The organism is Sphingomonas koreensis, from assembly GCF_002797435.1.
Lineage (GTDB): Bacteria > Pseudomonadota > Alphaproteobacteria > Sphingomonadales > Sphingomonadaceae > Sphingomonas > Sphingomonas koreensis.
The window spans coordinates 1,713,884-1,729,449 of the sequence record NZ_PGEN01000001.1; the positions used below are offsets into that span (position 1 = coordinate 1,713,884).

The 15,566-nt window shown below is 65.4% G+C and carries 10 protein-coding genes; 3 read left to right on the forward strand and 7 right to left on the reverse strand.

The window, feature by feature from the left end:
• Positions 1–6: 6 nt before the first annotated feature.
• Positions 7–720 carry a FadR/GntR family transcriptional regulator gene (locus BDW16_RS08050; protein ID WP_066581433.1) on the forward strand — a complete coding sequence of 238 codons (714 nt, stop codon included), beginning with the start codon at positions 7–9 and terminating at the stop codon, positions 718–720.
• Here the strand turns inward: BDW16_RS08050 and BDW16_RS08055 are convergent.
• The 3 genes from BDW16_RS08055 to BDW16_RS08065 form a co-directional block, all read right to left on the reverse strand.
• Complete coding sequence (locus BDW16_RS08055) at positions 717–2,054, reverse strand: dicarboxylate/amino acid:cation symporter (protein WP_100362727.1); 1,338 nt, start codon at positions 2,052–2,054, stop codon at positions 717–719. The genes BDW16_RS08050 and BDW16_RS08055 overlap by 4 nt on opposite strands.
• 66 nt (positions 2,055–2,120) lie before the next feature.
• Positions 2,121–3,119, reverse strand: a complete 999-nt coding sequence (locus tag BDW16_RS08060; protein WP_100362728.1) for a cupin-like domain-containing protein — start codon at positions 3,117–3,119, stop codon at positions 2,121–2,123.
• A gap of 10 nt (positions 3,120–3,129) precedes the next feature.
• Positions 3,130–5,688 (reverse strand): family 20 glycosylhydrolase, encoded by a 2,559-nt coding sequence (locus BDW16_RS08065; protein ID WP_241230568.1) that lies wholly within the window; start codon positions 5,686–5,688, stop codon positions 3,130–3,132.
• 100 nt (positions 5,689–5,788) lie between these two features.
• Here BDW16_RS08065 and BDW16_RS08070 point away from each other — a divergent pair, with 100 nt between their 5' ends.
• Positions 5,789–6,847, forward strand: a complete 1,059-nt coding sequence (locus BDW16_RS08070; protein WP_066579720.1) for a glycosyl hydrolase family 18 protein — start codon at positions 5,789–5,791, stop codon at positions 6,845–6,847.
• Positions 6,848–6,913: 66 nt separating this feature from the next.
• Complete coding sequence (locus BDW16_RS08075; protein WP_371836707.1) at positions 6,914–7,666, forward strand: GntR family transcriptional regulator; 753 nt, start codon at positions 6,914–6,916, stop codon at positions 7,664–7,666.
• Between the two features lie 35 nt (positions 7,667–7,701).
• Here the strand turns inward: BDW16_RS08075 and BDW16_RS08080 are convergent, their stop codons facing one another.
• From BDW16_RS08080 to BDW16_RS08095, 4 genes are all read right to left on the reverse strand, one after another.
• Positions 7,702–9,186: a tryptophan halogenase family protein gene (locus BDW16_RS08080; RefSeq protein WP_083954346.1), complete on the reverse strand. Its 1,485-nt coding sequence runs from the start codon at positions 9,184–9,186 to the stop codon at positions 7,702–7,704.
• On the reverse strand, positions 9,183–10,658 hold the full coding sequence (locus tag BDW16_RS08085; RefSeq protein ID WP_066579722.1) for a tryptophan 7-halogenase: 1,476 nt from the start codon (positions 10,656–10,658) through the stop codon (positions 9,183–9,185). Before BDW16_RS08085 ends, BDW16_RS08080 begins: the two co-directional genes overlap by 4 nt.
• The gene (locus BDW16_RS08090) at positions 10,655–12,160 is read right to left on the reverse strand and encodes a tryptophan halogenase family protein (RefSeq protein WP_307695400.1); all 1,506 of its coding nucleotides are present in this window, start codon (positions 12,158–12,160) and stop codon (positions 10,655–10,657) included. Before BDW16_RS08090 ends, BDW16_RS08085 begins: the two co-directional genes overlap by 4 nt.
• A gap of 65 nt (positions 12,161–12,225) precedes the next feature.
• Positions 12,226–15,519 (reverse strand): TonB-dependent receptor, encoded by a 3,294-nt coding sequence (locus tag BDW16_RS08095; RefSeq protein WP_066579730.1) that lies wholly within the window; start codon positions 15,517–15,519, stop codon positions 12,226–12,228.
• Positions 15,520–15,566 lie beyond the last annotated feature (47 nt).

Sequence of the window (15,566 nt, forward strand, 5' to 3'; positions counted from 1 at the left end):
CGCCCCATGGCGACCAAGGCAGCGTCGCTGGCCGACGATCTGGTCCAGCGATTCGAACAACAGATCGAACGGGGCGACATGCCTCCCGGCTCGCGCTTTCCGACCGAGAAGGCGATCACCGAGAGTTTCGGGGTCAGTCGCACCGTGGTACGCGAGGCCTATTCACGGCTCGCCGCCCGCGGCCTGCTGATCTCGCGGCGCGGGTCGGGCGCCTATGTCGCGGAGGGCGCGCAGTATCGCGCGTTTCAGGTGACCCCCGACGAGGTCAGCGAGATCGACGACGTGCTGCGCTTGCTCGAGATGCGCATGGGGTTCGAGATGGAAATGGCAGCGCTCGCAGCCGAGCGGCGGACCGATGCCGACCTCGCCGAGATTCGCAAAGCGCTGGCGACGATGGATTCGAGCACCGATGTCGATGGATCGGTCGCCGCCGACGCGGCCTTCCACGCCGCGATCGCGCGTGCGACGGGCAACGATTATTTCCTGCGTTTCACCCAGTTTCTCGGCGTGCGGCTGGTGCCTTCGCGCAAACTTTACCTGCAGGGGAGCGATCCCAAGAAGCACCAGCGCTATGCGCGAACGATCAATCGCGACCATGAGGCGATCTATGCCGCGATCGAGACGGGCGATGCCAATGCCGCCCGCCGCGCCGCGCGGCAGCACATGGTGAAATCGGTCAAGCGCTACGAGAAACTCAAGGCGGCCGGTAAGGCGGTCTAGTCCATGTCGCTTTCGGTGGCCGGTCGTGCGGGGCCTGGGGCAGTAGGTGCATTGAGGGCGTGGTGGAGTGCGGCGGTGTCGAGGGCGTTGTCCCAACGGGCGACGACGATGGTGGCGACGGCGTTGCCGATGAAGTTGGTGAGGCTGCGGCATTCGGACATGAACCGGTCGATGCCCAGGATCAGCGCCATGCCCGCGACCGGCACGTCGGGCACGATCGACAGCGTCGCGGCCAGCGTGATGAACCCTGCCCCCGTCACCCCCGCCGCGCCCTTGGACGAGATCATCGCGATCGCCAGCAGCGCGATCTGGTCGCCCAGGCTCAGATCGACATTGCACGCCTGCGCGATGAACAGCGCCGCCAGCGTCATGTAGATGTTGGTGCCGTCGAGGTTGAACGAATAGCCCGTCGGCACGACCAGGCCGACCACCGGCTTGGCGCAACCCGCCCGCTCCATCTTGTCCATCAGGCTCGGCAGCGCGCTTTCGGACGAGGAGGTGCCCAGCACCAGCAGCAGCTCGGCACGCAGATAGCGGATCAGCTTGAAGATCGAGAAACCGGCGAGCTTTGCGACCACGCCCAGCACCACCACCACGAAGATCGCCGAGGTGAGGTAGAAGGTCGCCACCAGCCCCGCCAGGTTGGCGAGCGATTCGATGCCGTACTTGCCGATGGTGAAGGCCATCGCCCCGAACGCGCCCACCGGCGCCGCGCGCATCAGGATGCCGACCAGCTTGAACACGACAAGGCCCGTCTTCTCGAGCAGGTCGCGCACCGGCGCCGCCGGCTCGCCCACCATCGACAGCGCGATCCCGAACAGGATCGATACCAGCAGCACCTGGAGCAGCGACTCCCCGGTCAGCGCCGACACCAGCGTCGTCGGGATGATCGCCATCAGGAAGCCGACGATCGAGCTGTCATGCGCCTTGGCGACATAATCCTTGACCGCCCCGGTATCGAGGCTGGCCGGATCGACGTTCATCCCAGCGCCCGGCTGAACCGTGTTGGCGACGATCAGACCGACCACCAGCGCCAGCGTCGAGAAGAACAGGAAGTATGCAAATGCCTTGCCCGCGACCCGGCCCACCGACTTGAGCTCGGTCATCCCCGCGATCCCGGTCACCAGCGTCAGGAAGATCACCGGCGCGATGATCATCTTCACCAGCTTGATGAACGCGTCGCCCAAAGGCTTCAGCGACGCACCCGCATCCGGCCAGAAATAGCCCACGCTCACACCCGCAGCGATCGCCACCAGCACCTGCACGTACAGCTGCCCGTACCACGCCCCACGACGCCGCTGCGGCTCACTCGCATAATCCAGTGCAATCGCCATTCAGATCCCCCGCCGGTTGCGGCGGTTATGCGGCGGGTTCGGCTCAAGGGCTAGTGCCCCGTGGCGTCAGCGCCCGCCGCCGCGGATCATCCCCGCGACATAGCTGGTCATCATCGCATCACGCGCAGGGGATGGCGGGCCGAGCACGCCGCGAGCATGCGCAGGCAGATGCGCCGCCGCATCGGACGCATCTTCGCCGAACACATAATGATCGAACCACGCCCGCCACGCCCGCCGCTCAGGCTCCGGCAGATCGCGGATCGAGTGGAGCGCGAGCATCAGCGCGGCGAAGGGGAAGCGATCCTGAGGCTGAGCGAACCAATAGTTCACAAGCACGTTGAGCGCAGCTTCGGCCCGCACATGATGCCACCATAGAGGCGGGATGTAGATCGCGTCGCCAAGACCGAGCTCAGCGACCTGCGCATGGCGCTGCGCCTCGGCGAAGCGCGGGAAGCGATCCAGATCGGGGTTGTCGGGATCGACCATGCTGGTCGGCTGTCCGGCAACGGTCCGCTCGACCGGACCGACATAGAGATTGGCGAGCTGTTCGGGCGGGAACAAGGTGAAGCGGCGCTTGCCAGCGACCACGACCGCGATGTTCGCCGCCATGTCGTAATGCGGCGCAATCCGGCTGGCGTTACCGACCCAGATGCGCGGATCGACGCCCTGGGTATCGATGTCGAGCGGGTTCTCTGCGGCAAAGGTCCCCACGCTCGCCAGCGTCGGGTTCGACCCGGCGTACAATCCCTGCACATCGTCCTGGCCACGCTCCGCCAGCAGCCGCGCAAGCAATTCCCGCATCGGCATCTTCGCGGTCCCGAAATTGAAGCCGCGCATCGCGTCGTCGTAGAAATAGCGGCCCCCGACCTCCGGCGGAGCGACCAGAACCGTCAGCGGACGGCCGATGTCGCGCGCCGAGAGGTAGGACGCGATCGCCTCATCGCCTTCCCATGCCGCAGCCACCGCCGGCCAGGCTGAGGCAAGGCCGCGGATCGCCACTGGCCGCTCTGCCGCGGCCATGGCGGCGGCGATGCCATCGCGATCGCCGCCATCCAGTTCCTGCATGCGCCTGCCCTCAGCGCGCCGGTTCGACCCGCACCGTCCGGCTCGCGCGCTTCCCGTCGGCAGAGCGGCTGCGCACCTCGACCGCGCCCGCTACAGCCACCGGTCCGCTATAGCGCGTCCAGCCGCCGCCGTTCGCGCGATATTCGATCGCGGTGCCCGGGAAGACGTTGTTCGCCTCCAGCTTGCCTCCGACGATCCGTGCGCCCGGAGGCGAGACGCGATAGGCGATGCCGGCGCGCTCGAGCAGCGGGAACTGCGCCGCGACGCGGCCGGCGAAGTTCCGCCATTCGGCGCCAAGCTTCGCCTGATCGACCCGCGGATCCTGCCACTGATAGCTCACCCCTGGCTGATAGGCCGGGGCCCAGGTCGCCGGCGTCCAGGCGCGCTCGGCCAGCGCGAGCAGGCGCGGGAACAGCATGTATTCGACATTGGCGTCGGTGCGGATCGTCTCGCTCCACAGCTGCGCCTGGATGCCGACGATACCGCGGCCCGGCTCGCGCACCGGCTTGTCCTCGATCGACTTCTCCTGCGCCTGGATGTTGCGCACCAGCGCCGCATTGGCGGGGAGGTTGTCGGTCATGAAGCCGAACACCTGATAGGGATCGACCCCGCGCGACGCCCAGTCATAGCCGCCCTCGTCCGGATGCGGCGCATAGGGCATGTCGAAATAGCCGAGATCGGGGATCGACAGCACCACGTTCCAGCCCCGGTTGAGCTGGTCGTGCGCCTCGCGGATCGCGCCGCTGTGCAGCACGCCCCAGATGTTGGTCTGGACGTTCTTCGGCATCCGGGCCGGATCGGTATGGCCCATGCCGTCGCTCCACCCGCCGGTGCGGATACCCTTGGCCGCGACATTGGCGGTCACCTTCTCGATGAAGCGCGAGGTGAGCTTGGTCGCGTCCCCGCCATTCTCCGCGATCATCGTCGCGCACGCAGGCGACTTGACCCAGGCGCCCGCGGTCTCGTCGGCGCCGAGATGGAAGGTCTTGAGCGGTGCGCCCGCCTGGCGGTGCATCTCCGCCAGCGCATCCACCACCGTGTCCATGAAGCGATAGGTGGACGGCAGACAGACGTTCAGCGTGTTGTCGGTATAGTGCTGAACGCTGCTGTACTTGGTCGTGTCCGCCGGATCGATCAGGCGATATTCCGAAGCTTCGGCCTGCTTGCCCGCAGCGGCAAGACGGCGATAGCGTGCTTCCATCGCGGTCACCGCCGCGCGCGAGTGGCCTGGCGTGTCGATCGACGGAATCACCTCGATCCCGCGCGCCGCCGCTTCCTTGACGATCGTCACATAGTCGGCGGTGGTCAGATAGCCGTTGACGTCGCTGGTCCCGTCCGGCCCGGCGCCGAGCTGGGGCAGCAGGCAGACATTCTCCTCGGGATCATGGCAGCGCTTGCCGCCGATCTGCGCCAGTTCGGGCAGCGCCGGAATCTCGATGCGCCAGCCCTCGTCCTCGGCGAGATGGAGGTGCAGCTTGTTGAGCTTGAACGCCGCCATGGCATCGACCAGCTTCAGGATCTCGGCGCGGTCGTGGAAGTTGCGGCCGACATCGAGATGCAGTCCGCGGAACCCGTAGCGCGGCGCATCCTCGACCCGTAGCGGCTTCATCATGCCCTTCTCGAACGCCGCCTGCTGCGCGAGCGAGCGCAGCGCATGGCTGGCGCCGACCGCATCGGCGGCGGTGACGGTGATGCCTGCCGGCTTGACGTCGAGCACATAGCCCTCCGCAGCCAGCTTCGCCGACGGATCGACGCGGACCGACAGCGGCAGCTTGCCGCCCTCCTTCACCCCGATCCGGGCGAGCGCCGCCAATGCCGGCGCCACCGAGTCCTGGCCGAGACCCGCAAGCGTCACCGCGACGCCCCCGCGCAGATCGACGGTGCCGGCCCCTTGAACCGCCAGCACCGGCTTGGGCAGCATCACCACGCCCGTCGCCGCGGGGGCGGTCCGTCCGGCCTGAAGATCGAAGGCGCGCTCGGCGGTGAGCCAGCGGGTGCGGTCAGCGCCGCCCTTGGTGGCGAGCTTCGCTTCATTGGTCATCGGCGCGACGAAGGGCAGCACTTCGAGCCCCGTTTCGGGATCGATCTTGGCGCGCGACGCCGCGATCGTCCGCGCCTTGAGCCCGTCTGCCGTGAGATAGGCGTTAGGCATCGGGAATGCCTTGGAGAAGAACTTGCCCGTGCCCCAGAGCTTCACGACATGCGTCGAGCCGGGCTTAAGCACCGCACCTGGCTTGAGCTTCAGCCGCTGAAGGTCGCCATTGATGAACTCCAGCTCGAAGATGTCGCTTTCGATCATCGGCAGCTGGGTGGGGAAGCTGAAATAGAGCGACAGGCCCTTCCCCGGCACCCCGGCGGGCAGCGCCTGCGGGACGGTCAGCGTGATGGTCGACAGGAAGCAGGCCGGCGACTTCTCAGGGCAGGTGGGCTGATTGTCGACCACCTCGAACCGGTAGCCGAGTGACTCCGCAAGCGTATCGAGCGCGGCCTGCGCCGGCGCCTCCACGCGCGCCACGGCAGGCGCCGCAATCATCATAGCCGACAACAACGCCCAGCCCGCTTTACGCATCACTCTCTCCCGCTCGACAATTTGTATTCAATTTGTCATGCTCATTACGCAGGGTCAACGCTCTTTCGAAGAGCGGCATTTCAAGGGGGATGTCAGGGGCATGAGACATATCACGCTGGCACAATGGCTGTGCGGCTTGGCAATTGGTTTCATATTAGTCCTATCGCCGCGCCCGGCCGCCGCATCGGCGAAGCCGGTCACGGTCGGCTACGTGGCCATCTTCAAAGGGCTGGACCTCTCGATCGACCGGACGCACCTGCCGAGCTTCACCCATTTCAACCTGTCTTTCGCCAATCCCGATGCGGACGGCGTCTTCGTTCGCGACGGCGCCATGACCTGCATGATCGGCGCATTCGGATCGCGTGTGACGGCCGATTCGTTGAAAGCCGGCGTGGCCCGGCTCAAGACAAGCGGCGCGAAGGTGCTGATCTCGGTCGCCGGCGGCATCATCCCGGATTGTTCGGGCGACTGGAAGGCGCTGCTCGCCCCCGACAGGCGCGAGGCGACCGCGGCGGCATTGGTCGCGCTGGCCGACCAACTCGGCCTGGACGGGGTCGATATCGATCTCGAAGGGGAACTGCTCACCGCCATCGACCGCGCGGGCAACTACGTCCCCTTCATCGAAACGCTGTCCAAGGCGCTCAAGGCGCGCGGCAAGCTGCTCACCTGCGCCACCGGATCCTATGAGGGCGGGATGATCCCGGTCGGATCGATCCGCTATTTCGATCTGGTCAACGTCATGTCCTATGACGCGATCGGGCCGTTCTGGGGGCCGGCAGGCGCAGAGCATTCGCCGCTGGCGATGGCAGAGCGCGACCTGGACCTCTGGCTCGCCCGCGGCGTCGCTCCGGAGCGGCTGGTGCTGGGGGTTCCTTTCTATGGCTATGGCTTTGGCGGGGAAAAGGCCAATTGGTCCTATCGTGACCTCGTCGCAGCCCAGCCCGATGCCGCTAAGGCCGATGTCGTCGGCAAGGCGTGCGCGGGCTGCCGTTATGTCACCCACAACGGCCCGGCGACGATCGAGGCCAAGGCAAAACTCGCCCGGGCCAGGGCCGGTGGGGTCATGGTTTGGGAAGTTTCACAGGATTCGCCGGACCATGCGCTGACTCGCGCCATCCATCGCGGGCTTTCGGCGCCCATTGTGCGCGCTAACGATTGACGCTGCGATACCAATGCAACACATGGTGGGATCGCACTGGTACTATCGCCAGGCGCAGCCGTGAAGGTGGAGCATCAAGCCTTGTCGCTGATCGAACGTGTTGGTCCCCTCCAGAAGGAAGACCCGACCCCACTCTACCTCCAGCTGCAGAAGATCCTGCGCGACGCGATCGAGGGACAGGTGGTCAAGGCCGAAGAGGCAATCCCGACCGAACGCGACCTCGCCGAAGAGTTCGACGTCTCGCGCATCACCGTGCGCAAGGCGATCGACGGGCTGGTCGCGGACGGCATCGTCGCGCGGCGGCGCGGCGCGGGCACCTTCGTCACCCGGCCGCGCGTCGAGAAGAGCTTCTCCAAGCTCACCTCCTTCTCGGAGGACATGGTTTCGCGCGGACGGCGGCCGCACAGCAAATGGGTGAGCAAGACGGCAGGCGCGGTGACGCCTGAGGAGGCGCTGTCGCTGGGGCTCTCGCCCGGCTCGCTGGTCTATCGCTTCCACCGCATCCGCTATGCCGACGATACGTCGATGGCGCTCGAATATGCGACGATCCCGGCCTATTGCCTCCCCTCGGTCGAAACGGTCGGAGCGTCGCTCTACGAAGCGCTCGAGGCGGCGGGGCACCTCCCCGTGCGCGCACTCCAGCGGCTGCGCGCCGTGGCCTTTACCGAGGAACAGGCAGAGGTTCTGGGCGTCGAGCCCGGCGCGCCCGGGCTGTTCATCGAGCGCCGCGGCTTCCTGTCCGACGGACGCACCGCCGAATTCACCCAGAGCTACTATCGCGGCGATGCCTATGACGTGGTCGCCGAACTGAACGGCTGACGCGTCCCTGGCCGGTCGCGCCCCGGTGAACGGGGTTAGGCCGACAGCCGCCGCAGGAATTCGACGTGGGGAGGCAGCTCCGCGAGTTGCTCGGCGACCCGCCCCCTGAGCACCGCCAGCCGCGCAGTGAGCTCGGCCGAAGACAGGCCATCGGCGATCGGGTGCCAGCTGCGCGGCCATACGCCCTGCCCCGTCATCACCCAGTACCAGTTCGTCGGGCCGAACAGGTCGCCCGGCTCGAACAGGATGTTGCCGGTGGCGCGGAACGCCTCGATCCGCTCGGCGAGCGTGTCCGGCACTCCGGTGGCGGCGACATCGCGCCAGAAAGGCGTGTCGTCGCGCCCGGCCAATGCGTAGTGCGCGATCACGAAATCCCGGATCGTCCGGTATTCATGCAGCGATTCGCGGTTGAAGCGCGCAACGACATTGGGATCGATCCCGTCGCGGGGCAGCAGCGCGAGCAGACGGATGATCGTCGTCTGAATGAGATGAATCGAGGTCGATTCGAGCGGTTCGAGAAATCCGCCCGCCAGCCCGATGGCGACGCAGTTGCGGTTCCAGATTTTCCGGCGATGCCCGGCGGTGAAGCGGAGGAAATTGGGATCCGCCTGCGCCGGGCCGGGCAAGCGTTCGCTCAGCAGCCGTGCCGCTTCGGCATGCGGCAGATGCGCGCTCGAATAGACATAGCCGTTGCCGTCACGATGCTGGAGCGGAATGCGCCACTGCCAGCCCGCCTCGCGCGCGGTCGAGCGGGTGAAGGGCAGCGGGTCGCCGGCGTTCGCCGCGGGCACGGCCACGGCACTGTCGCAGGGCAGCCAGTGATTCCAGCTTTCATAGCCGGTCTCCAGCGCGCCTTCGATCAGCAAGCCGCGGAACCCCGAGCAATCGATAAACAGGTCGCCTTCGATGCTGCGGCCGTCATCGAGCGCCAGCGCGTCGATATAGCCGTTTTCAGGATCGAGGCGGACATGGACGACCTTGCCCTCGACCCGAACCACGCCCGACGCCTCGGCACGGCCGCGCAGGAAACGCGCGTAGAGCGAGGCATCGAAATGCACCGCATGATGGACAGGCCCCGTGCGGGTCATCCGCGCGAAGCGGCCTTCGCGTAAGGCCATCGCCTCGAGATGATACTCGCTGTGGTCCCGAGGCCCCACCTCCGCGACATGGCGCAGCCAGAAATGATGGAAGTGAATCCCCGACATCTCGACGCCGAAGAAGCCGAAGGGATGGAAATAGCGGTGACCGGCACCGCCCCAACCTTCGAACTCGATGCCAAGCTTGATCGAGCCATTGGTCTCGCGAAGGAACTCGTCCGGGTCGATCCGCAGATAACGATTGAAGTCGAGGATCGGCGGCACCGTCGCCTCACCCACCCCCACCGTGCCGATCGCCTCGGATTCGACCAGCGTGATGCTGTGGCTCTGCCCCGCCAGCGCACGGCCGAGCGCAGCCGCCGTCATCCAGCCTGCGCTGCCACCGCCGACGATGACGATCCGGCGAACCGGCCGCGCGCTCAACGCCCGCCGCTCCGGATCCGCGCGAGCGCCTCCGCATGCGTCTCCATGCTGCGAACCTCGGCGGCGATCGCGCGCAGCTGGCGCTGAAATTCCGCCATCAGCGCCTGATCCTCGACCAGCAGCGCCTGCGGATCGAAGCTGTGCGGAACCACGCCATGGCCGGTCATGCACAAGGCCCAGCCATCCTCGACATGCGCCTCGTAGTTGAAATGCGCGAACATGCCGCGCGCGGCGAACAGGTCAATCTTGGCCGCCAGCTCGGCGGAGACCGGAGCAGCGCGCGCGGCATCCCAGAAAGGCTCGCCATGGCGTCGGTTGAGACGGAAATGCTGCGCAGCAAAGTCACGCACGCGCGCATATGAGCCTGTCAGCTCCTCATTGTAGATGTCCGCCTCAGGCATCGCATCGCGATCGATCGGCCAGAGCAGCACGAGTTGGGCAACGGCGAGCTGGAGCAGCAGCAGTTCCGCCCCGTCGAGCCGCGGCGCATCGCTCGCCGCGCGCCCGATCGCGACGCAATTCGCGAACCAGGGGCGCGGCCGTAGCGTTGCGGAGAACGCTTCCGACCCGCCCGTTTCGACAGCACGGCCCGCAGCCCGCTCCATGACCATACGCGCCGCGTCGTCAGGCATCTGTCGGCTGTCATATGCGATTTCGACCGCCAGCCGGTCGCTCAGCGGGATCAGCGTCACCCACCCCGCTTCATGCGCGGCGACACGACTGTAAAGCGGCAGCGGATCGAGCCGCGCGGCGCTACCGCAGAGAATCCGGTCGCAAAGGCCATTTCCTTCCTCCGCACCGTGCGGATCGAGCGACCGGGTCAGCGCGCCATCAGCGTCGACGAACAGGTCCGCCGTCACCGCTGCGCCGTCCGCGAGCACGATCCGGTCCACTCTGCCATCCGCAGCGTGCGGCTGTGCGCCCCCGCCTTGCACGATCGTCACAGCCGCGCCCTTGCACGCCGCACGCAGCAGTTCGGTATAGCCCGCGGCATCCAGATGCCAGCCATGCTTGACCGCCTGCCGCGTTGCCGGATCGCGCGCCTCGCCCGCCCGTCCCTGTTTCGCGGCGGCGGCGGCAAGGCAGAAGTCCTCCAGCGCGACGCGCAACCCGGCCTGACGCGCGCGTGTCCAGTGCTGGACCAGCGGCAACGACGCAAAAGGGGTTCCCGCATCGCCATAAGCATGGAGAAACGCATCGTCTCCGCCCGACCAGCCGGCGAATTGCTGGCCCATGTTGAGCGTCGCCGATGCCGTTTCGATCAACGCCGCGTCGGTGATCCCGAGCAGGCGATGGAACGCCGCAAGGTCGGGCACGGCGACCAGTGCGGCATGCGGCGGCGGCGCTTCCCCGGTATCGACCCAGGTCACCTGCGTGCCCAGCCGGCCATAGGCCCGGGCGACCGCAAGCGCCGCCATCGGTGCCGCGACGCCCCCGCCATAGACCGCTACCCGTTCGACCGGACCGCTCACGGCGCAGGCGCCGGGCAGTAGCGGGCGATGAAGTCGGCATGCGACGGTGCCGACCCGGCACCGCGCGCGATCGTCGATGCGAGCATTTCGAGACGTTGTGCGAGAGCCTCGGCCGGCAGCACATCGGCGAGCCGGTCCGCCGCGAGCGGCTCGATCCCTTGCCCGACGAATACCGCCTGCCAGCTCGGCGGGCCGAACAGCCCGTCCCGATAGGCCTGGACATGACCGCGATGGCGGAAGCGATCGATCTTGTCCTGAAGCGTGTCGGGCAAGTCGACCGCAGTGACATGCGCCCATAGCGGCGCATCGGCCTCGTTCGCGATATAGTGGAGGATCAGGAAGTCGCGGATCCGGTCATATTCGACATCCATCACGCGATTGAATTCGGCGGGCAGCGCCGGATCGATCCCCTCCGTCGACGGCAGCAGCGTCAGCATGTGCATGATCGCCATCTGGACGAGGTAGATGCTGGTCGACTCAAGCGGCTCGAGGAATCCGCCCGCCAACCCCATACCGATGCAATTGCGCGACCAGGCGAGGCGGCGCTTGCCCGCCTTGAAGCGCAACACGCGCGGCTCGGCCAATGCCTCGCCGTCGAGATTGGCGAGCAGGGTCGCGGCGGCCTCGTCGTCCGAGACATGCGCGCTCGAATAGACATAGCCGTTGCCGGTGCGATGCTGCAGCGGGATGCGCCACTGCCAGCCGGCCTTGCGCCGCGTGGAGCGGGTATAGGGGGTGAAATCCTGCGAGCGCGCGCACGGCACCGCCTGCGCGCTGTCGCAGGGCAGCCAGTGCGACCAGTCTTCCAGTTCGACACCCAGCATCGATCCGAGCAGCAGCGAACGGAAGCCGGAGCAGTCGATGAAGAAGTCCCCCGCGACGGGTTCGCCCGAGGCGAGCGTCACGGCGGCGATCGCGCCGCTTCCGCCATCGCGCTCGACATCGACGATCCGCCCCTCGACGCGTTCGATCCCGCGCGCCTCAGCCCAGCCGCGCAGGTAACGGGCGTAGAGAAAGGCATCGAGGTGATAGGCATAGGCAAAGGCATTGCGAACGTCGTTCGGATCGCCATTGGGCAGCATGAAGCGGTTCTGCCAGGCGGCAACGATCGGGAAGCAATAGTCGTCGAGCCGCGACGCAATGCCTGAGCGCCGCGCGCGGATCCAGTAGCTGAAGAAGTCCGCCTCCCCCACCGGCCGGCCATAGGTGCCGAACGGATGGATGTAGCGATGCCCTTCATGCCCCCAGTTCACGAACTCGATGCCGAGCTTGAAGCTCGCCTGGGTCGCCTTCATGAACTCGACCTCGTCGAGCCCGAGAAAGTCGTTGAAGTCCTTCATCTGCGGCAGCGTCGCCTCGCCGACGCCGACGGTGCCGATCTCTTCGGATTCGACCAGCCGCACCCGCACCCCCGTCGGCACCAGCTTCGCCGCGCACGCCGCTGCGCACATCCAGCCGGCGGTCCCCCCGCCGACAATCACCAGTTCGAACGGTCGCCCCATCGTCATCAACCTTACCGCACAAGGTTGCCGGCGCCAGTCCCCCCGAACCGGCGCCGGCGCTTAGATCAGAAGGTCAGCCGCGCACCGATCTGGAAGCGGCGATCATTCTTGAACCAGGCATTGTCCTTGAGCAGTCCGTCGTTGTTCACCTGCTGCTTGAGCACGGTGTCGGTCCCCAGCAGGTTGGTACCCTCGACGATGAACTCGATATTGCTGGTCGCCCGGAAGCGGATCGACGCGTCCATATAGCCGGCGGCCTCCTGCCAGACCGGCAAGGCGACGCAGCAGTCGATCGCGGTAACCAGGAACTTCGAGCGCCAGTTGTACGCGAGACGCGCCGACAATTTGCCCTTCTCGTACATGCCGACGATGTTGAAGGCATGTTCGGAGACACCCTCCAGCGCCTTCGCCTTCACCGCCGTAGTGCTATACTGGAGACCGCCGCCCGCGATGCCGCCCGCGGTCTCATTGGTCAGCGCAACGGTCTCGATCCCGTCATTCTTCACATAGGTGTAGTTGGCCTGCACCCCGAGCCCGTCGAACGGCGCGGGCAGGAAATCGAAGAAGGTCTGGAATGCTGCTTCAGCGCCATAGATGGCCGCGCCTTCTCCGTTGACCGGACCGGTAACCCGGATCGGCTCGGTGACACCATTGTTGGTCACCGAAAGATCGAACGACCCCTGCTGAATATAATCGTAAAACTTCTTGTAGAAGCCGGTCAGCGTCAGCGATCCGGCCGACGACATATAATATTCGAACGTCAGGTCGAACTGGTCCGCCGTGATCGGCTTCAACCTCGGATTGCCCATCTGACCGGTATAATCCCAGTCATAGGCAATGGGCCTTCCATCGGCGTCGCGCGTCACCCTCGTATTATTGAAATCGTTGACATTGGGCGAAACCCGGCTGACCGTCAGGAAGTTGCGGAGCAAGCCGAAATCGGGTCGTGACATCGCCCGCGAATAGGCGAAGCGCGAGACCAGCTTATCCGTCAGATCGAACTTAATGTTGAAGCTCGGCAATGCGTGGAAATGGTTGACATCGGTCGTGCCCGCCACTGTCGCACCATTGTTGAACGCGATCTCGGACGCTCCGATGACGCAGCCGGCGGTTGCCGTGGGCCGCCCCGTATCTCCGTCGGTTCCCGGGGTACAGATCCGGTCAGCCGCAGTGAATGGGTTGGCGAAGGTCGCTGCACCCTGCGTTGCGTTATTGGTCCAGACCAGGCGAACGCCGACATTGCCCGAGACCCGGACACCCCCAATCGTCAGACCGTCGCCGCCGAACTTGGCCATCGCATAAGCTGCGACCGTGCGTTCGCTGACCTTATGGATCTCGCTCGGCAGATAGCAGCCGAACTTGTCCTTGACCGTTTCGCCCGCGCGATAGCCGGCGTTCGAACAGACCGGAAAATAGTCACCGACACCGATCGCAGGCCGACCCAGCGCCTTGGCCAGATCCTCGCGATTCGCCAGCTTGTCCATGTTGAAGAACACGAACGAGTTGTGAGTCAGCTGATTGCCGGCAAAGAAATCGCTGCTGAAACTGTGGGTTGCGTAGTTGCCCGTCGGATAGACCGGCTTGTCCAGGTTGAAATAGGACGCCTGGGTATTGGTCCAGGTGTTCGAGATATTCGCCCAGTTATACGCGCCCCAGCGCACGGTCTGATCGCGATCCGCATAACGCGCGCCGACCTTGATCGCATCGAGCCAGCCCGAATCCACATCATATTCCGCGTCCATGCGGAACGCGAATTCCTGGCCATCACTGTCTTCGGTGTGATCGGTGATCGCGTAGTAATGATAGTTGTTCGGATTGACGAGGCCGCCGGGTGACAGGTTGATATTGGTGGCAACCGTCGGCTTGAACTCCAGCCGGGGATATTTTCCGGTCAGATCTACGAACGTGTCGGCATAGCTTCGCGTCGTTACCGACGCATTGTAGTTGCCCACACTGGCATCGACATACTGGCCGTCGACCGTCACGCGCAGCCGATCCGTGACATCCCAACGGAAATTCAGGCCGAAGTCCTGAGTAACTTGCTTGTTACGCAGCGCGTTGGACTGCGTATCGACCGACGGCGCACGCCGCAACGTCGCGCCGGCACACCCGGTCCAACCATAGCAACGGTTGTAGAACGGCTGCCCAGCGGAGTTCAAACCAAGCCCAAGATACGCGTTGTCTGGGATAGTTGCAGTTGGATCGCCCAAATAGGCGCGTGGCGGAGACCACCAACCGCTCAGGAAGTCACCATCGTCATCGAACTTGAACGATGTTCCATCGAGCGGAAAGACCTCGGCAAGATCGTCCGGGGTGGGCGGCGGGCCAATCGTAGAATCGGACGGCCGACCGAAAAGATCAAGTACGTTGGAGAATACCGAATATTCACGCCAGCTATTGTTATACTGCGACCTGTTATACTGGCCAGTCAACAGCATCGACTCATCGTTCGACTTCCACTGGAATGCAGCCGATACGCCGTAGCGCTTTCGGTCATACTCATTCTCGCGAAGATAGATGCCGCTCGGGATATATTTAAGATATTGCGTGCCGGCCGGGTCCGTCGGCTTCAGTTCGCCAAACGCATTCCGGAAGACGCCCATGCGGCCAAACTGCACGCCCTGACTCGCGGTAATCGCGTGGGCATAAGCGCCGTTCACCATCAAACCGATCTCACCGATCCCGGTTTCCCAGCGATCGGAGATGATGCCCGAAACCTCCGGCGACGATTTCTTGGCGATGTCGCCATAAGTGTTCTTGATCGAGAGTGAGATCAGCCGCCCCTTGCTGTCGAACGGCAGACGCGTGCGCAGATTGACCGTGCCGGCGATACCGCCCTCGATCAGGTCGGCGGTCTGGTTCTTGTAGGTATCGATGCCGCCGAGCAGTTCGGGCGAGATGTCCTGCCAGCTCAATCCGCGCGAGGAATTGGCGCTGAACGTGTCGCGGCCATTGAATTCCGAACGAACCTGGTTGAGGCCGCGGATGATGACGCCCGACGGCTCGGCGGAGAAGTGCGAGGTATCGTCGGTGCCGGAAAAGCGGTTGACGGTGATGCCGGGCACGCGCTGCAGCGCTTCGGCCACCGACTTGTCCGGGAACGAGCCGATATCCTCAGCCGTGATCGAATCGACCACCGTATCGGCGTTACGCTTGCGGTTCTGCGCCGATTCAAGGTTCCGGCGGGCGCCGGTGATGACCACGTCCTCGGCCGCGGCCTCTTCGCTCGCCGCGGTCTGGACGGCGGCGTCCTGCGCCGAGGCGGGCATCGCGATCGCGCTGGCGAGCGCGGTGACGCAGATCCCCTGAAACAGATTATGGCGGCGAGCCCCAATCGCCTTGACCGTCGATCCGATCATTCCCCGATTCCCTTCCCTAATACCCCCGGATCGTTCGATCGATCCTT

Coding starts and splice junctions, on each gene's coding strand:
- BDW16_RS08055 (WP_100362727.1), bottom strand. CDS start 2,054: ATGGCGATTGCACTGGATTATGCGAGTGAGCCGCAGCGGCGTCGTGGG.
- BDW16_RS08065 (WP_241230568.1), bottom strand. CDS start 5,688: ATGCGTAAAGCGGGCTGGGCGTTGTTGTCGGCTATGATGATTGCGGCG.
- BDW16_RS08095 (WP_066579730.1), bottom strand. CDS start 15,519: ATGATCGGATCGACGGTCAAGGCGATTGGGGCTCGCCGCCATAATCTG.
- BDW16_RS08060 (WP_100362728.1), bottom strand. CDS start 3,119: ATGCAGGAACTGGATGGCGGCGATCGCGATGGCATCGCCGCCGCCATG.
- BDW16_RS08070 (WP_066579720.1), top strand. CDS start 5,789: ATGAGACATATCACGCTGGCACAATGGCTGTGCGGCTTGGCAATTGGT.
- BDW16_RS08050 (WP_066581433.1), top strand. CDS start 7: ATGGCGACCAAGGCAGCGTCGCTGGCCGACGATCTGGTCCAGCGATTC.
- BDW16_RS08090 (WP_307695400.1), bottom strand. CDS start 12,160: ATGGGGCGACCGTTCGAACTGGTGATTGTCGGCGGGGGGACCGCCGGC.